Consider the following 16,905-nt stretch of genomic DNA (forward strand, 5'->3'; position numbering starts at 1 on the left):
GTCCCGAGCCGTTCCGTGCGCTCGCCCTCCGGAGTGCGGACCACGATCCGGTCGTCCTCCTGGGGCAGCACGAAGTTCGCCGCCCTCGCCTCGCCCCGGGAGCCGACGATCCGGATGCTCATGTCCAGCCCGTCGTACGCCATGTGGCACCGGGCGGACCCGGTCGCGCCGCCGGGGAACTCCAGGTCGGCGTCCAGCCACTCGTCGACGCCGGGCGCGCCCGCGCGCTCCCCGCCCCGGGCCCCGGCCAGGCGTGGCGCGCCGCCCGCCCAGGGGGCCAGCATGCGCAGCGCGTGCAGGCTGTAGCAGCCCAGGTCCATCAGGGCGCCGCCGGCCAGCGGCAGCGACCAGCGCGGGTCGGTGCCCGACGGCGCGGCGATGGCGACCATGGCCTCGACGTGCCGCGGCTCGCCGAGTTCGCCGGAGTCCAGCAACTCGTGCAGGCGGCGGGTGACCGGGTGGAAGAGGTAGTGGAAGGCCTCCATGAAGACCGTCCCGGCCTTCTCGGCGGCCTGCCGTACCTCCGCCGCCTCCGTGGCGTTGCTCGCCGAGGGCTTCTCCGACAGGACGTGCTTGCCCGCCGCGAGGGCGGCCAGGTTCCACGGGCCGTGCAGGCCGTTGGCGAGCGGGTTGTAGACGACGTCGATCTCGGGATCGGCCACCAGGTCGGCGTACGACCCCGCCACCCGCTCCACGCCGTGCTCGGCGGCGAACGCCTCGGCGCGGGCACGGTCGCGGGCGGCCACCGCGACGAGGCGGTGGCCGGTCGCCCGGGCCGGGGCGATCAGGGAGCGTTCGGTGATCCGTGCGGCTCCCAGCAGTCCTATGCGCAGTGGTTCCCGGACTGGTTCGCTCATGCGGGCCATGTCTCCTAGATGGTCACGGGACGGTGCTCGTGGTCGACAGTGTGCACAAAGATCCTGGTCGCCCCGCGGGCGGCAGCGGCGTAGCGTGATCAGTGCCGTCGAGGGGAGCCGTGATGGGCACAGCACGCGACCTGATGATCGTGGCGTTGGACGCGGCCACGAGCCGGCCGGTGACGCAGGGCGACCTGTCGCTCGGGCTGGCCGGGGCCGAGGTGATCGACCTGCTCGGTGCCGAGGTGGTGACGCTGGACGGCGACCGCATCGTGTCCCGCCTGGCGCCGCCCCTCGACGACCCGCTGCTGGACCAGGCCGCGACGGCACTCGTGCGCGACAAGCCGTACGAGCCGGTCGAGGACTGGCTGTGGCGCAGGGGCCGCGGACTGGCCCAGCAGTACGTGACGACCCTGGAGGAAGAGGGGCTCGTCTCACGGCCCCGGGCCTCCTGGCTCCCCTTCCGCGGCACCACTTGGCCGACACCGGTCGAGTCTGCTGCCCGGCAGCGCGCACTGCACCGCGGGGCGACCGACGAGCCGGTGCTCGCCACACTCGCGGCCGCGGTCGGGGTGCGCGACGAGGTGCCCGAGGACCTCGCGGCGCCCGAGGACTCGGCCGAGGCCGTGCTGGCCGCGGTGGTCGGCGCCGTGACGGAGCTAAGACGCCGTCCGCCGCCGCCGGGCCATCGAGGACGACGCCTTTCGCCAACGTCTGGCGCGGTGCCTGAGCCGCGGCGGCCGCCATGTCAGGCCGCCCGTACCTCCTCGATGGTCACGGGACGGTGCTCGTGCAGCGACAGCGTGCACGCGTCGGCGATCCAGCCCGCCTCCAGAGCGTCCTCGATCGTGCAGGGGGAGGGGCGGGTACCGGCGACGACCTCGGTGAACGCGGTCAGTTCGGCGCGGTAGGCCTCGGTGAAGCGGTCCATGAAGAAGTCGTGCGGCGTGCCCGCCGGGAAGGTCACGCCGGGCTCGACGGAGCGCAGCGGCAGCTTGTCCTCCAGGCCCACGGCGATCGAGTCCTGGAAGCCGTGGATCTCCATGCGGACGTCGTAACCACGGGCGTTGTGGCGGGAGTTGGAGACCACCGCGATCGTGCCGTCGTCGAGGGTGAGGATCGCGCCGGTGGTGTCGGCGTCGCCGGCCTCCTTGATGTAGTCGGCGCCGCGGTTGCCGCCGACGGCGTACACCTCCGTCACCTCACGGCCGGTCACCCAGCGGATGATGTCGAAGTCGTGCACCGAACAGTCGCGGAAGATGCCGCCGGAGGCGGCGATGTACGCGGCGGGCGGTGGCGCCGGGTCCAGCGTGGTCGACCGCACGGTGTGCAGCTTGCCCAGCTCACCGCTGCGCACCGCGGCGCGCGCGGCGACGAACCCGGCGTCGAAACGGCGGTTGTAGCCGATCTGGATGGGCACGTCCCTGCCGCGGACGGCCTTGAGCACCTCGACGCCCTCGCTCATGGTCTTGGCGACGGGCTTCTCGCAGAAGACCGGGACACCGGCCTCGACCCCGGCCAGGATCAGCGCCGGGTGGGCGTCCGTCGCCGCCGCGACGACGATGCCGTCCACGCCTGCGGCCAGCAGGGCCTCGGGCGAGTCCACGACCTCGGCCCCGAACCGCTCGGCGGCGGCCTTGGCGGCACCCGCGAACGGGTCGGTGACGACGAGGGACTCGACGGCGTCGAGCCCGGAGAGGGTCTCGGCATGAAACGCGCCGATACGACCGAGACCGAGGATTCCGATACGCATGGGGTGTTGCTCCTCTGTATCAACGGGGGTGGTGCTACGCCCCTTCCTTCAGGGGCGCGGGGAACTGCGCGATCAACCACGACGGCGCCGCACACGACCAACGGCAAAGCGCGGCAGATCCTTAGTCGAGCCCACCGAGCACGTTCTGATCCCAGTCGATGATCGACCCGGTGACCACTCCGGACCTCTCCGACAACAGGAAGACCACGAACTCGGCGATTTCATCCGGCTGGCCCAACTTGCCCATGGGCAACTTCGCAGCGGCCTGCTCACGCCAGTCGTCCCCGGCCCCATGGAACGCCCGCTGCGTCGCATCCTCCCCCTCCGTCGCGGTCCAGCCGATGTTCAGCCCGTTGATCCGAACCCGATCCCACCGATGCGCGTGCGCGGCATTCCGGGTCAGCCCGATCAACCCCGCCTTGGCGGCGACGTACGGCGCCAGGAACGCCTGCCCGCCATGGGCCGACGACGTGATGATGTTGACGATCGTGCCGGGCGCCTCACGCGCCACCATGTCCGCGACCGCCGCCTGCATGGCGAAGAACGGCCCCTTGAGGTTGATCCCGATGTGCTGGTCGAACAGTTCGGGCGTCGTGTCCAGCAGCGTGCCACGGGAAGTCAGCCCGGCGGCGTTCACGAGGCAGTCGACACGGCCGTACGCCTGCACGACCCGGCTCACGGAGGCCTTCGCCTGCTCGGCGTCCGACAGGTCGGCCCGGAGGTACAGGGCCTTGCCGCCCGCGGCGATCAGCTCCTCCACCAGGGCCTCGCCGGGCTCGGGGCGCCGCCCGGTGACGGCCACGACCGCCCCCTCACGGACCGCGGCCCGCGCGACGGCGGCACCGACACCCTGGCTGCCGCCGTTGACCAGGACGACCTTGTCGTCGAGAAGTCCCACGAATTCCTCAGCTCTCTCGCCGTTCGGTACCGGCCCGCAGCTCCGCACGGAGCGCTTTTGGCGTCCACTCCTCGCGCAGCGCCCGCCGCAGGAGATCCGCCTGCGACGGCGGGGCCAGGCCGTCGACCGGCGGGTCGCTGTCGAGGTTGGTGGGGAAGGGGTAGCCCTCGGCGCTCGCCGCGATGACCCGTTCCAGCCACGCCCGGTCGGCACCCTCGGCCCTGCGCTTGAGCAGTGCCGGGTACACCGCGTTCGCCACTGCCTCCCGGTCCACCGTCTCCATGGCCCTCCCGAACGCGGACGACACCTGCAGCAGGTTCGCCATGCGCCGGATGTCCGCCGAGCGGTTGGTGCCGGCGGCGTGGAAGAGGGCCGGGTTGAAGAAGACCGCGTCGCCCTTCGCGAGCGGCAGCTGCACCTGGTTCGCCTCGAAGTACGCCCGGAACCGAGGGAGCCGCCAGGCGAGATAGCCCGGCGCGTACTTCTGCGAGTGCGGCAGGTACATCGTCGGCCCGGACTCGACCGGCATGTCGCAGTGCGCGACCGCACCCTGGAGGGTCAGCACGGGGGAGAGGCGGTGCACGTGCGCCGGGTAGGCGGCGGCGACCTCGTTGGACAGGAAGCCCAGGTGGTAGTCGCGGTGCGAGGTCTGGGCGGCCCCGCCCGGGTTGACGACGTTGAGCTGGGAGGTGACCTGGTAGCCGGGGCCGAGCCAGGCCGTGGCGACCAGCGCGAGCACCTCGTTGGCGTAGTAGTCGGCGAAGGTCTCCGCGTCGTACAGGGCCGCCTTCTCCAGCGCGTTCCACACCCGGTCGTTGGCGCCCGGCTCGGCGAAGTGGTCACCGGCCGTGGCGCCCGAGGCGCGCTGCTCGGCGATCAGGGCCTCGAACACGGCGGTCGCCCGGTCCACGACCTCCGGGTCGGGAAAGGCACCGCGGAAGACGACGATGCCGGGACCGTCGGCGAGCGCCCGGGACAGTTCGGCCTGGACCACCCGGTCGCCCTCGAGCAGACCGGTGTCGTAGACCGGCACGTTCCGCTCCACGGCGGAGGCGTGCGGATAGTCGGCGGGGTCCGTCTCCTGTTCGACCAGCGCGCGGAACGCGTCGAGATCGCAGTCCTGCTCGGACAACCAGGCACGGTGGTGGACGGAAGTGAAGGACATCGTCGTCCCTTCGGGGTCACGGAGCGACGGAGCCCTGTCATTCTTGTCAGTACAAACCCCTCGAACAACCAGCAGCGACCCATCAAAAACCCCTCAAGGAGCCGGCGCATGGGCCACCCGTTCCCGATCCGGGAGATCGCACGCCAGGCGGGCCTGAGCGAGGCGACCGTCGACCGGGTGCTCAACGGCCGGGGCGGGGTGCGGGAGAGTACCGCGCAGGAGGTGCGCCGGGCGATAGCCGATCTGGACCGGCAGCGCACCCAGGTCCGGCTCGTCGGCCGGACGTTCATGGTCGACATCGTGATGCAGGCACCCGAGCGCTTCACCACGGCGATCCGCGCCGCCCTGGAGGCCGAGCTGCCGTCCCTGCACCCGGCGGTGCTGCGCTCCCGCTTCCACTTCCGCGAGACCGGCCCGGTCGGTGAACTGGTGCGGACCCTGGACCGGATCGCCCGGCGCGGCTCGCAGGGCGTGATCCTCAAGGCGCCGGACGTCCCCGAGGTCACCGCCGCCGTCGGCCGGCTCGAAGCCGCCGGCATCCCGGTCGTGACCCTCGTGACCGACCTGCCCACCAGCGCCCGCCGCGCCTACGTCGGCATCGACGACCGGGCCGCGGGCGCGACGGCCGCGTATCTGACGGGCCAGTGGCTCGGCGACCGCCCCGGCAACATCCTCACCAGCCTCAGCAGCGGCTTCTTCCGCAACGAGGAGGAGCGGGAGATGGGCTTCCGCAGCGCGATGCGCGCCCGGCACCCCGAGCGCACCTTGGTCGAGATCGCCGAGGGACAGGGCCTCGACGCCACCCAGTACGACCTCGTCCGGGCCGCCCTGGAACGCGACCCGGACATCCGCGCGGTGTACTCGATCGGCGGTGGCAACATCGCCACGCTCAGGGCGTTCGAGGACCTCGGCCGCGAGTGCGCCGTGTTCGTCGCGCACGACCTCGACCACGACAACACCCGGCTGCTGCGCGAGCACCGCCTGTCCGCCGTGCTCCACCACGACCTGCGCCAGGACGTGCGCGAGGCCTGCCACACCGTCATGCGGGCGCACGACGCGCTGCCACCGGCGGGACCGACCCCGCCGTCGGCGATCCAGGTGGTGACGCCGTACAACATGCCGCCGCAGGCCGCGGGTGTGTGAGGCGGGGTGCCCTACCGTCGTGCCCATGTGGACATCGCGCCCGGACGGCGGGCCCGACCGGTTGCTGACGCTCGCCGACGGTGTGTTCGCCATCGCCATCACGCTGCTGGTCCTGGACCTCTACGTACCGCGCGGACTGGACGCCGACCAGTACGACCAGGCCCTGCGCCGGCTGCTCCCGGACCTCGGGGCCTACGCGCTCAGCGTCACCGTGCTGGGCAGTTTCTGCCACGACCACCGCAGGATCTTCCGTGACGTGCGGGAGGTCGACGGACAGGTGATCACCCTGTCCATCGCCGGACTCGGTGTCGCGGCCCTGGTGCCCTTCCCCACCAGGCTGCTCGCGGAGTACGGAGACCAGCCCGTCTCGGTCGCCGTCTACTCGGGCGCGGTCGCCGCGATGGGGGCCGGCCAGCTGGCGCTGGCCGCAGTCCTGGCCAGACGCCCGTGGCTCCGCCACGGCACCCCCTCGGAGGCCGGCACCACGCTGTACCTCGTCGACAGCGCCACGATGGTGGTGGTGTTCGTCGCGACCGTACCGCTGGCCCTGGTCATGGGGTCCTACGCCATGTGGCTGTGGCTCGTCCTCGTCCCGGTGAGAGGCCTCCTCGGCCGCCGCCTCCAGAAGCAGGCCTGAACCTCATGCCCCGGCGGACACGTCCGCCCACGCACCGCTGCGCACCGAGCGCGTCATCGCGTCCAGCGCGGCGGCACTGTGCACCGCATCCGTGAGCGTCGCTCCGTGCGGGGTGCCCTCGGCCACCGAGCGCAGGAAGCGGTACGCCTCGATGACCTTCAGGTCGTCGTAGCCCATGGCGTTCGCCGCACCGGGCTGGAAGGCGGCGAACTCGCCGTGGCCCGGTCCGACGTACACCGTGGTGACGGACTGGTCCTGGTACGTCGTGCCGCGGCTGATGCCCAGCTCGTTCATACGGCGGAAGTCCCAGAACACGGCCCCCTTCGTGCCGTGCACCTCGAAGCCGTAGTTGTTCTGCTCGCCGACCGACACCCGGCAGGCCTCCAGGACCCCGCGCGCCCCCGAGGCGAAGCGCAGCAGACAGCTGACGTAGTCCTCGTTCTCGACAGGGCCGAGCTCGCCGCCGGAGGCGCGGCTGTGGCCGGCCGTGGCGCCGGTGGGCCGGGCCCGCTCCGGCAGGAAGATCGCCGTGTCGGCGGTGAGCGAGGTGATGTCGCCCAGCAGGTGACGGGCGAGGTCGGCACCGTGCGAGGCCAGGTCGCCCAGCACCCCGCTGCCGCCCCGCTCCCGTTCGTAGCGCCACGTCAGCGCGCCCTCGGGATGAGCCGCGTAGTCGCTGAACAGCCGGACGCGGACGTGTGTGACCGTGCCGATCTCCCCGGAGGCGATCAGCTCGCGGGCCGCCTCGACGGCCGGCGCGTTACGGTAGTTGAAGCCCACCGTGGCCTGTACACCCGCCTTGGCCACTGCGTCCGCCACCGCACCGGCGTCCTCGGCGGTCAGACCCACCGGCTTCTCGATCCAGATGTGCTTGCCCGCCTCGGCCATGGCGACGCCGATCTCGCGGTGCAGGAAGTTCGGTGCGGTGATGCTGACCGCTTCGACGCGCGGGTCCGCTGCCACCTCGCGCCAGTCCCGTGTCGTCGAGGCGAAGCCGAACTGCGCGGCGGCCTCCTCCGCCCGGCCCGGCACCTCCTCGGCGACCGTCACCAGTTCCGGAACGAGAGGCAGCTGCGGATAGTGATGCCGCACACGCGCGTACGCCTGGGTGTGCACCCGCCCCATCCAGCCGAAACCGACGACGGCGACGCCGAGCGTGTCCACCATGAGAGCCCCTCTTTGGACCGTTCCAGAACCTGTCCAGCTCACCCTGAGCGCGGTTTCCCATGGCTGTCAACCCTTTGACAAGCCGCTGACCCGCATGGAACGGTCCATCCATGAGACCGCCGACGATCCGAGACGTGGCCGAGCGGGCCGGCGTCTCCAAGTCGCTGGTCTCCCTGGTGCTGCGCGGCTCCGACCAGGTGCGCCCCGAGAAGCGGGAAGCCGTGCTCCGGGCGGCCCGGGAGCTCGGCTACCGGCCCAACGCCGCCGCCCGGAGCCTCAGCGAACAGCGCACCCGCACCGTCGGCGTGCTGCTGAACGACCTGCGCAACCCCTGGTTCGTCGACCTCCTCGACGGCCTGAACTCCCTGCTGCACGCCCATGGCCTGCACATGCTGCTGGCCGACGCGCGCCTGAACCGCCGCACCGGCCAGGACCCTGCCGACCCGCTGCTGGACCTGCGCGTCGACGGTCTGGTCGTGGTCGGCACCCTGCCCGACCCGGCGGCCCTCGGCGCGGTCGCCGCGCGCATGCCGGTCGTCCTGGCGGGTGCCCGGGAGCCGGTACCGCCCGGCGTGGACCAGGTCGCGGGCGACGACGAGCAGGGTGCCCGGCTGGTCACCGAGCACCTGATCGGCCTCGGCCACCGCCGCATCGCGCACCTCGCCGGTTACGGTGCCGTCGGCGAACTGCGCCGCCGCAGCTTCGAGGCGACGATGCGGGCGCACGGTCTGGCCGACCGGGCCGTCGTCGAGAACGGCGACATGACCGAGGAGGGCGGCTACCGCGCCACCGTCCGCCTCCTCAACCGCCCCGACCGGCCCACGGCCGTCTTCGCCGTCAACGACATCACCTGCGTCGGCGCACTCTCGGCGGCGGAGGAACTGGGCCTGCGCGTCCCGCAGGACCTGTCCCTCGTCGGTTACGACAACACGAGCATCTCCCGCCTGCGCCACCTGTGGCTCACCACCGTCGACAACGCCGGCCACGAGGTCGGCCGCCGGGCCGCCCGCTTCCTCCTCGACCGCTTCGAGCGGCCCGGGGGAGAGGGCCGGCCGCACCTGGCGGCGCCGACGCTGGAGATCCGGGGGACGACGGCGCCGCCGCCCTGACCCCGTGACGGATGGTTGAGCGGGCCGCTTTTTCGTTTTCAACGAGGGCGCTTCCGGCGGTATTTCCCAAGTCGCCGCCCCCTGTGCGCGCGACTAGACTTTATTCCGACACCCCAAATCCGAGCGTGCCAAGGCGGCTTGGCGTGTTCTTCTCTTTCCCTCCACGATCGCTGGAGGAGGCTTCCCATGAATGCGCACCACACCGAACCGCAGAGGAACATGCCCGGCCCTCAGGCCGACAAGCCGCTGAGAATGGTTCCGGGTGTGGGTGAACACACCGATTCCGACGGTGTTCTGCGGGCGTATGTGGATCCCGGAGCGACTCTGCACCGCGCGCCCACGGCACGCCAGGCCATCGACCGTTTCATGAAGGCGCGCTCCGACTCACTCCGGACCGGCCGCATCGACCTGCGCGAGGTGGACTCCGCCGAGGGCGCGGCCACCCTGCGCGTGCGCTACCAGCAGTTCCACAACGACATCCCGGTCGTGGGCGCCACCGTCCAGGCCGTGGCCGATGTGAAACAGGCCGCCGTCGTCCAGGTCGACCACACGGCGGAGGTCGATGTGTCGGACGCCCCCGACCCCGGCACGGCCCACCCGCTCGACGCCGTGCGCAAGAACGCCCTGGCGCCGTTCCAGAGGGATTTCGCATCCGCCGAAGTCATCAGGGACGAACTCGCGTACCTGCGGGACACATCCAGGCCGGCGTTGCCGGACACCGACTACCCCACCGCCTCGATCGCCCTGCTGAAGAAGGGGCGGAAGCCCGACGGCGCCCTCCACCTCGTCCACGATCTGCTCGTCGAGACCACCGGCCCCTTCGAACATTTCCGTGTCGTCCTGGACGCCGTCTCCGGGAAACTGCTCTGGCTCGCCCTCGCCGGAAAATTCGTGACGGCCGATCTGAAGGTCTTCCTGCCCGACCCGGTCACCGAGTCCGACGACGGAACTCTGCACGGGCACTCCAGCGCGGCCGTCCTCGACGCCTTCCGCCACGACGTGCAGGCCGAGGTAGCTCCGGCCGACGGGGGCGGATTCCGCCTCGACGGCGACTGGTTCAGGTGCACCGACTGGGACCCCCCGGCCTTCCCCCAGCCCGAGGAGACCTCGCCGGACTTCACCTACCAGACCTATCCCGCCGACCGCTCCTTCCTGAGCGCGAACGCCTACTACTGGCTCGACTCCTTCGCGCGCTATCTGCGCAGCCTGGGCAACGCGACGCTCAACGCCCACATGGTCAAGGTCGAGGTCGACGCCCAGGCCTACGACGGACAGGACCAGAGCGAGTGGCACGGCACGCTGACGCCCCCGCGGATCCGCTTCGGCGAGGGCGGCGCCCCCGACGCGGGCGACTTCGGTGTCATCGGCCACGAGTACACCCACGGCGTGTTCGACTGGCTCGACGCCCAGCACGGCGGATCCAGCTCGTACGAGCACAGCGTCTGCGACGCGCTTCCCGCGATCTACCGCGACAGGTTCAACCCCGACGGGCACCGGCGCACGGAGACCTTCCCCTTCGACAACAACGCCACCGACCGGTGGAGCACCGAGCGCCGGCTCGACGTCAGCGAGCGATTCGACGACCCGGCGTTCGACGACTTCGGCGTCAACCTGCGCAACTCGATGCTCGGCACGGCACTGTGGCGGTGCTACCTGGGCATGGGCGGCGACTCACCCGATCCCGCCGTACGGATCGCGGCGGCCGACGCCGTCAACCGGACGATGCTCGAGATGCTGCTCATCGTGCCGGACGACAGCTCCTCGGACGCCGCTCACGCCGTGAGCATGGCCAGGGGCTGCGTCACCGCGGACTCCACGCTCACCGGAGGCCTCTACAGCAAGGTCATGGACGAGGCCTTCGTGGGCCAGGGGCTGTGGGCGCCGCGGCCGGTGGACGTCTACATCGGTGACAACCCCGCCGACCTCGGCGCCGTGCCGAGCGACGCCCAGTCCTGGACTTCGCCCGACATCTGGGTCCGCAACAACGACATCAGCACGGGCGACAACCCCGAGCTGGGCCATGAGGCGCCCGTCAACGGCCGGCCCAACCACCTCTATGTGCGGGTGCACAACCGAGGGACCCAGGCGGCCGCGAGCGGAGCGTTCCAGGTGGAGGCGTTCCGGTGCGACCCGGGCACCGGGATGATCTGGCCGACGCACTTCCAGTCGCTGGGCACCATGGTGATCGACCAGCCGATCCCGGCGGGTGGAGCGGTGCGGGTGGGGCCGCTCGTGTGGACCCCGCAGATCGCCGACCACGAGTGCCTGGTCGCCGTCGTCCACGGGGCCCCCGACCCCGCCGTCACCGCCACCCTCAACGGACCGGTGCCGTACAGCCGGCTGGTCCGGTTCGACAACAACGTGGGCCAGCGGAACGTGGCCCCGCAACTGGCCGCACCCGGCGGCAAGACGCACATGACGACCACGCTGCACGGCGGCCCCGCCCGAAGCTCCGGCTCCTGGCACCTGGACGCGACGGCCCTGCCGGACGACACACGGCTCTCCATCCGCACACTGAGCCGCCTCACCAAGGACGCGGCGCTGACCGGGCTCACCGTGACCGAGCCGGGCCAGGTGCGTTCCACACTGGAGATGTCCGGAGGCGGGACGGCCGTCGTCGACGGGTTCACGCTGGAGCCCGGCGACCGGGTGGCGGCGGACATCACGATCGACTTCTCGCACCACGCGGAGCACCTCCAGGTGTATCCGCTCGTGGTCACCCAGTACCAGGACGGGCAGCCCGCGGGACGGATGACGATCCAGATCACCGCGGTGAAGGAGCGGGAGGACATCTTCTTCGGCAACCCGCACAGCGGCGAACTGCACGTCTCCACCTGCCCGCACTGGTCCAGGCTCGGGGCCGGCAGCAAGGTGCCCTTCCTGCGCGCCGAGGACGCGCTCGTCCGCGGATACAACGGTTGCGCCTCCTGCCTGCCCGCGCTCAACACCGGCTGAGGACGGCCGAGATGAACCACGACGTACTCGCGGGCCTGCCGCTCGCGCCGCCGCTCAAGGGAAACCCGCCCAGTCCGGCCGAACCCTTCGTACCGGCGGAACGCCGGGAGGCGGGCAAGCGGGTGGACGAGGCCGTCGCCGCGCTCGTCGGGTCGGTGTCGGCACCGGCGCTGCGCGACACCGTGGAGGCCCTGGCGGCCTTCCCCACGCGGCACACCTTCTCACCGTTCATCGGACCCGCGGCCGACGAGGTCGCGGACCGGCTGTCGGCGGCCGGGTACGCGGATGTCACCAGACGCACCTGGACCAACGCCGGTCACAGCGCCGACAACGTGATCTGCACCAAGCCCGGCACGGTGACGGACCGACCCGACATCGTCCTGTGCGCCCACTACGACTGCCGCACGGCGGATCCGCACGACGCCACGGCACGCGCACCGGGTGCGGACGACAACGCCAGCGGGGTGGCCGCGACCCTCGAGATCGCCCGTCTGCTCGCCCCGGTCGCCCTGGCCGGCACGGTCCGGTTCGTGGCGTTCTCCGGCGAGGAACAGGGCCTGTGGGGCTCCACGGCGTACGCGGCGGCGCTGAGTGCCACGGGGGCCGGGGCCTGCCGGCTCGTGAACCTGGACATGGTGGGCAGGCCCCCGTCGGACGGCACCGTGACGGTGGAGCGCGACCTGGGGAACGCCGTGCCCGGCAATGACGCCGCCTCCCTGGCCTTCGGCGCGGTCATGGCACAGGCGGCGGCGGACCACACGACGCTGCCGGTGCGCCTCGGCCCCATCTACGCCAGTGACTACATGCCGTTCGAAGCGCGGGGCGACGTGACGATCGGCGCGTACGAAGGGGACGGGAACCCGCACTACCACCAGACCTCCGACGCGCCGGCCACGCTCGACTACGAGTACCTCGCCGACGTCACGAGGTTCACCCTGGCGACCGTCCTCGCCGAAGCGCTCGACGCCACCGGCTAGGCGCACCCCCGGCATGCGCCCCGGCCCATCCCTGGCCGAGCACCTGCGAGCGATCCGGTTCGCCCTCACCGCCACCGGCGTGTTCCTGCTCAGCGTCCGTATGCGGTCGCGCCGACCTTCACGGTCGTCTTCTGGCCAGGGCGACTGAGGCTTCACGGCCTTCGCGCCGGCGGGCGTGTGCTCCACGGTGTTCATCGGCGTGTCCGTCTCAACCCGTATGCCCCGGTAGGTAGTTGCCGTCGGCCTCGCGTATTGTTTGCGGCATATGCCCGGGAGTTGGGATACCCAGGGCATCGCGATCGCGTGGGCGAAGGGGGAGCAGGACGTGGACGAGACGCGGCACCGGCGGCGTGCCGGACTGACCGGAGGGGCCGTCACGGCGCTCCTGGCCGTCGCGGCCTGCGCCGGTCACGCGACCGGGGCGGAGATCCCCTGGTGGGCCGTCCTCGCCGTGGCCGTCTCGACAGCGGGCCTCGCCGGCTGGACCGGGGCCCGGACCGGCCGCCGCTGCGGGCCGCGCGACGAGTTCCCGGAGCCCGCCGAGCCGTTGTTCGGCACCCACGCCATCGGCGTCCCACACCCCGAACACCTGTCGTCCCGAGCACCGCGAGGCTGAGCCCAGCTCCCCCTATGAGGTAGGGTTGACCTGCACGATCACGCGGTTCACCCGCGCGAGACGCATCGGGACGTGGCGCAGCTTGGTAGCGCACTTGACTGGGGGTCAAGGGGTCGCAGGTTCAAATCCTGTCGTCCCGACGTGTGAGGCAGCAGGCCGGAGGCCGTATCGGAGTTCGCCGATACGGCCTCCGGCCGTATCGATCACACCCTTCGGTTCACGCGGAGGACCGCAGTCCGTCGGCCGCGGCCGGAGGCTCTGCCTCCTTGCCGTCCTCATCCACCGGACGCTGGGGGAGTCGCTCCTGCTCCGCCTCAGGTTGCCGGACCTTCCGGGACCGGTGGCGCGACCAGCAGCCGAACCCGATCCTGGCCCCGTAGTGCAGCAGGTTGACGGTCACCACGGCCGGGGCGACGATCCCGACCGTCTTCGGGAAGTCACGTTCCAGGGTGAGGGCCAGCAGTACGGCCGTGAGACCGTTCTGCTGGCCGATTCCCAGCAGGAACCGGTCCCTCCGGGACAGTCCGCGGACGAACAGCGGCATCAGCAGCATCGCCACCACGGCCTGTGCCCCGAACGCCGAGGCGCCGAGCAGAAGACCCGGCGCCGGCGACACCCCTTGGGCGACGAACAGACCCAGCAGGGCGGTGGCGAGCAGGAAGGCACTGGTGACCGCCCGCGTGAGGGGGCGGGTGAACGCCTTCGCGCGCAGGAACAGTCCGGCGACGGCCACGGCGAGCATCAGCGTGTACAGCGCGGCGAGCACGAGCATGGCCATGACCAGGAGGACGGCGAGCGGTGTCGCAGGCCCGCGGAGTCTCCACGGCTCCCTGACCGTCCCCGGCCCTCCCGCCGCTCCGGCCTCCCCGGCATCCCGCCGGGCGGGCCACACCCTGCCGCCCGCCCACCACAGCAGAAGGGCGCCGGCCAGCAGCAGCGCGTTGAGCGCCAGCCCGATGAGGTAGCCGCGGGCGCCGCCGCCCACCACCGAGGGCGTGCCCGCGTTCCCGGCCGCCGTGTACGCGTAGCCGGCGACGTACAGCGTCAGCAGCACCGTCATCGGATCGTCGAAGGACGCCCACGCCGTGAGCAGGGACCGGGCGCGCTGCGACATGTGGCCGTCCTCGCTGAGGGCGGCCACCGACAGCGGGTCGATCTGCGCCACGACGATGCCGAGGACCAGGTACTCCGGGCGGTCGAACGCCAGCACCATGACGCCCGCGATGAGGCCCGCCTTGACGAGGACACCCAGGGTGACGGCCACCACCACGCCGCGCAGATCACGGCGCAGGTCCGCGAGGTCGATGCCGTACGTGCTGCCGTACAGGCCCACGGCGAGCAGCAGTCCGGTGGCGAAGACGTATCCGCCGGTGCCGACCAGGCGCGACGGATCCGCCGCCAGGCCGATCACCGTCCCGACGACCAGAGCGCCGAGCGCGCCGAGCAGCACGGCGGGGACCGCGTCCGGCAGCTTGGGCCGCCGGGTGCGGTCGCGTCGGGACTTCTCCACTGGCTCCCCCATCCCCCGGTGTTCCGCCGCGAGCGTAGCCGGGCCCCCTGGCACCGCGTGCGCATTCTGGTACGGATGTGCAACCGCGAGAGCCATCCAGCCTAGGCGCCACCACCCGAACGGGTAACGCCATTGCCGGCCGTTCTCCCGCGCTCCACGGTGCCCCCCCTGCCCGGTGTCCCTCCGTGACGAGGACCTCCCTTGCACGATGCCCGGCGGCGGCCGCCACCGAACGCTCGTCACCCGTGGGGAGGATCCACACCACCCGGCCGGTGCGCCCCGTGTCCGCCCCGCCGCCCTCGGCGAGGACCCGTAAGGCGAGCGCGCCGGCGACCGTGCGCCCCCGCACCGGCCGGACAACGGCGTGAACGAGCGGACGGCGGCGCACGCGCTGGTACACCGGCGTCCGGTCCCGGACATGGCGTGGTCGAGGACGTCACCCACCCCCATGGACGACGTCCTCGACCGCTCCCCCGGTGCCGGACTGTGGCTCAGAGGTCCGCGCGGCGCGTCTGTGCCGTCACCAGCACATCACCGCCGTTTCGCCGCTGCTCCAGGCGGAGTACAGGCGGACACGGACGACATAGCGGCGGCCCTTGACGAGCCGGGCGCTGATCGTGGCGTTGTGCGGAGTTCCCCCGTCGTCCTGACCGGCGAGGTAGCGGGGCTCACCGTCCCGCTCCTCGAAGACCACGACGACGGTGTCACCGTCACCGAAGGTGCCCAGCGTGTACGTGCGGGTCTGCGGCGGGTCGACGACGAAGTCGGCCTGCTCACCCGGTCCGAGACCGAGCGGTGCCGAACGGAACGGCACCAGCGCGGGCGGGGCGGGCAGATCCGCCGGCGGATACCAGCGGAGCACGAACTCCTTGTCGGCGGCGGACAGGGTGCCCGGCGGGCGCAGGCCCGCACGGTAGTGCTCCGGCTCCAGGACCAGCCCCGACGAGAACGGGTACTCCATGATCGACTGTGGGTCCCAGACGGAGCCGTTGACCTCGTCGGGGCCGAGCTTGCGCAGGATGTTGTAGTGCGTCTTCTCCCGGCTCCAGTGGTGGGGCGGGCCCGCCAGTTCCGCGTACACGGCCTCGTCGTCGAAGTGAATCCCGGCGTACGGGCTCTGGTGCTCGTGCAGCATGCCGAGCGCGTGCCCGATCTCGTGCAGGGCCGTCCCGCGTAAAAACCGGAGCGGTCAGGTCCCAGCCGAGTTCTTGGTGCGCTCGTTCCGGCCGGCCAGGAGTGCGTCCCGGCCGACCGCCGACCAGGAGCCGTCGCCGAGCTGGAACCCGATGCGCAGTTCGGCCTCCGAGCGGTCGTCGACCTCGGCGAAGACGATCCCGATGCCGAGGTCCTGCCACTCCTGGAAGCACGCGCGCACCACGTCCCGCTGATCCTCGGCGCCGGCCCACGGCACCCGCTCTGTCATCCCCGTCCCCGGCACGGGGATGACGGACGCGTCGGTGTCGCGGCCGAAGAACCAGTAGTGCAGAACGGTGCCGTTGACCCACATCCGCCGCCCGCCCGCGAGCGCGCTCAGCCGCTCGGCCGCCAGCCCCGGTGCGAAGGCGGGCGCCGGCGTCTGGGCCAGCGAGCAGTAGCGTGCGGTCATGGCCCACAGCCTGCCCTGCCGCCGGTCCCGGGCGCCTGAGTCGGGGGCTACTCAAGTCGCCCTGTATCAGAAGTGAGCAGCCGCGCTCATGTCTGTGTGACGACTTACGAGAGGGACGCGACAACGCTGGAACTCCCCTGGCCGTTCGCCGGGCGGGAGAACGAACTGGAGCTGGTCCGCCGGTCCCTGGGCGGCGGGCCCCGCGGCCTCGTGGTGACGGGACCGGCGGGCTGCGGCAAGACCCGCCTCGCCAAGGAGGCCGTCCGCGGCACCGACTGTGCCCGGGCCGCCGGTACACCGGAGAGCCGTGCCATCCCCTTCGCCGCGTTCGCCCATCTGCTGCCCGAGTCGGTCACCCTGCACCGCGCCGTCCATCTGCTGTCCGGCGTCCGCACGCTGCTGGTGGACGACGCGCACCTCCTCGACGACGCCTCCGCCGCCCTGGTCCACCAGCTCGCCGTGCACGGCCGCACCCGCCTGCTGGTCGTCGCCACGGACGGCGCCCCGGCGCC

Annotated in this window: 12 protein-coding genes, 1 tRNA gene and 3 pseudogenes; 9 read left to right on the forward strand and 7 right to left on the reverse strand. The window is 71.9% G+C overall.

Going from position 1 to position 16,905, the window contains the following annotated elements; all coding sequences use genetic code 11:
• A pseudogene (locus tag SSQG_RS33715) lies at positions 1-857 on the reverse strand (Gfo/Idh/MocA family protein); the annotation flags it as partial.
• A 143-nt stretch (positions 858-1,000) separates the two neighbouring features.
• Here SSQG_RS33715 and SSQG_RS39995 point away from each other — a divergent pair.
• Positions 1,001-1,408: pseudogene (locus tag SSQG_RS39995) on the forward strand (GOLPH3/VPS74 family protein); the annotation flags it as partial.
• A gap of 197 nt (positions 1,409-1,605) precedes the next feature.
• Here SSQG_RS39995 and SSQG_RS33720 read toward each other — a convergent pair.
• The 3 genes from SSQG_RS33720 to SSQG_RS33730 all read right to left on the reverse strand — a co-directional run bounded on the left by SSQG_RS33720 (position 1,606) and on the right by SSQG_RS33730 (position 4,673).
• Positions 1,606-2,610, reverse strand: coding sequence for a Gfo/Idh/MocA family protein (locus SSQG_RS33720; protein ID WP_003994457.1), 1,005 nt, complete (start codon positions 2,608-2,610; stop codon positions 1,606-1,608).
• A 121-nt stretch (positions 2,611-2,731) separates the two neighbouring features.
• Positions 2,732-3,508 carry an SDR family oxidoreductase gene (locus tag SSQG_RS33725; protein ID WP_003994458.1) on the reverse strand — a complete coding sequence of 259 codons (777 nt, stop codon included), beginning with the start codon at positions 3,506-3,508 and terminating at the stop codon, positions 2,732-2,734.
• 7 nt (positions 3,509-3,515) lie between these two features.
• Positions 3,516-4,673, reverse strand: coding sequence for a phytanoyl-CoA dioxygenase family protein (locus tag SSQG_RS33730; protein WP_003994459.1), 1,158 nt, complete (start codon positions 4,671-4,673; stop codon positions 3,516-3,518).
• A 108-nt stretch (positions 4,674-4,781) separates the two neighbouring features.
• On the opposite strand from SSQG_RS33730, the gene SSQG_RS33735 reads away from it, so the two are divergent.
• Positions 4,782-5,816: a LacI family DNA-binding transcriptional regulator gene (locus SSQG_RS33735; RefSeq protein WP_003994460.1), complete on the forward strand. Its 1,035-nt coding sequence runs from the start codon at positions 4,782-4,784 to the stop codon at positions 5,814-5,816.
• 25 nt (positions 5,817-5,841) lie between these two features.
• Positions 5,842-6,453 (forward strand): TMEM175 family protein, encoded by a 612-nt coding sequence (locus SSQG_RS33740; protein ID WP_003994461.1) that lies wholly within the window; start codon positions 5,842-5,844, stop codon positions 6,451-6,453.
• Positions 6,454-6,456: 3 nt separating this feature from the next.
• Here SSQG_RS33740 and SSQG_RS33745 read toward each other — a convergent pair whose 3' ends face one another.
• Positions 6,457-7,620: a Gfo/Idh/MocA family protein gene (locus tag SSQG_RS33745; RefSeq protein ID WP_003994462.1), complete on the reverse strand. Its 1,164-nt coding sequence runs from the start codon at positions 7,618-7,620 to the stop codon at positions 6,457-6,459.
• Positions 7,621-7,730: 110 nt separating this feature from the next.
• On the opposite strand from SSQG_RS33745, the gene SSQG_RS33750 reads away from it, so the two are divergent.
• The 5 genes from SSQG_RS33750 to SSQG_RS33770 all read left to right on the forward strand — a co-directional run bounded on the left by SSQG_RS33750 (position 7,731) and on the right by SSQG_RS33770 (position 13,417).
• The gene (locus tag SSQG_RS33750; protein ID WP_003994463.1) at positions 7,731-8,729 is read left to right on the forward strand and encodes a LacI family DNA-binding transcriptional regulator; all 999 of its coding nucleotides are present in this window, start codon (positions 7,731-7,733) and stop codon (positions 8,727-8,729) included.
• 186 nt (positions 8,730-8,915) lie between these two features.
• Positions 8,916-11,684, forward strand: a complete 2,769-nt coding sequence (locus SSQG_RS33755) for a hypothetical protein (RefSeq protein ID WP_003994464.1) — start codon at positions 8,916-8,918, stop codon at positions 11,682-11,684.
• Between the two features lie 11 nt (positions 11,685-11,695).
• On the forward strand, positions 11,696-12,661 hold the full coding sequence (locus tag SSQG_RS33760; protein ID WP_003994465.1) for a M28 family metallopeptidase: 966 nt from the start codon (positions 11,696-11,698) through the stop codon (positions 12,659-12,661).
• A gap of 265 nt (positions 12,662-12,926) precedes the next feature.
• The gene (locus tag SSQG_RS33765) at positions 12,927-13,277 is read left to right on the forward strand and encodes a hypothetical protein (RefSeq protein ID WP_003994466.1); all 351 of its coding nucleotides are present in this window, start codon (positions 12,927-12,929) and stop codon (positions 13,275-13,277) included.
• Positions 13,278-13,343: 66 nt separating this feature from the next.
• Positions 13,344-13,417, forward strand: a tRNA-Pro gene (locus tag SSQG_RS33770).
• 77 nt (positions 13,418-13,494) lie between these two features.
• On the opposite strand, the gene SSQG_RS38385 is transcribed toward SSQG_RS33770, so the two are convergent.
• Positions 13,495-14,787 (reverse strand): cation:proton antiporter, encoded by a 1,293-nt coding sequence (locus SSQG_RS38385; protein ID WP_106434224.1) that lies wholly within the window; start codon positions 14,785-14,787, stop codon positions 13,495-13,497.
• A gap of 520 nt (positions 14,788-15,307) precedes the next feature.
• A pseudogene (locus tag SSQG_RS33780) lies at positions 15,308-16,393 on the reverse strand (M12 family metallopeptidase).
• Between the two features lie 96 nt (positions 16,394-16,489).
• On the opposite strand from SSQG_RS33780, the gene SSQG_RS33785 reads away from it, so the two are divergent.
• A partial coding sequence (locus SSQG_RS33785) for an ATP-binding protein (RefSeq protein ID WP_039934197.1) occupies positions 16,490-16,905 on the forward strand: 416 nt, incomplete at its 3' end.

It is taken from the genome of Streptomyces viridochromogenes DSM 40736 (genome assembly GCF_000158955.1).
GTDB classification, from domain to species: domain Bacteria; phylum Actinomycetota; class Actinomycetes; order Streptomycetales; family Streptomycetaceae; genus Streptomyces; species Streptomyces venetus.

Bases quoted from the DNA above. Each gene is read 5' to 3' on its own strand.
- SSQG_RS33720 (WP_003994457.1), bottom strand. From the start codon at position 2,610: ATGCGTATCGGAATCCTCGGTCTCGGTCGTATCGGCGCGTTTCATGCC.
- SSQG_RS33730 (WP_003994459.1), bottom strand. From the start codon at position 4,673: ATGTCCTTCACTTCCGTCCACCACCGTGCCTGGTTGTCCGAGCAGGAC.
- SSQG_RS33735 (WP_003994460.1), top strand. From the start codon at position 4,782: ATGGGCCACCCGTTCCCGATCCGGGAGATCGCACGCCAGGCGGGCCTG.
- SSQG_RS33740 (WP_003994461.1), top strand. From the start codon at position 5,842: ATGTGGACATCGCGCCCGGACGGCGGGCCCGACCGGTTGCTGACGCTC.
- SSQG_RS33745 (WP_003994462.1), bottom strand. From the start codon at position 7,620: ATGGTGGACACGCTCGGCGTCGCCGTCGTCGGTTTCGGCTGGATGGGG.
- SSQG_RS33750 (WP_003994463.1), top strand. From the start codon at position 7,731: ATGAGACCGCCGACGATCCGAGACGTGGCCGAGCGGGCCGGCGTCTCC.
- SSQG_RS33755 (WP_003994464.1), top strand. From the start codon at position 8,916: ATGAATGCGCACCACACCGAACCGCAGAGGAACATGCCCGGCCCTCAG.
- SSQG_RS33760 (WP_003994465.1), top strand. From the start codon at position 11,696: ATGAACCACGACGTACTCGCGGGCCTGCCGCTCGCGCCGCCGCTCAAG.
- SSQG_RS33765 (WP_003994466.1), top strand. From the start codon at position 12,927: ATGCCCGGGAGTTGGGATACCCAGGGCATCGCGATCGCGTGGGCGAAG.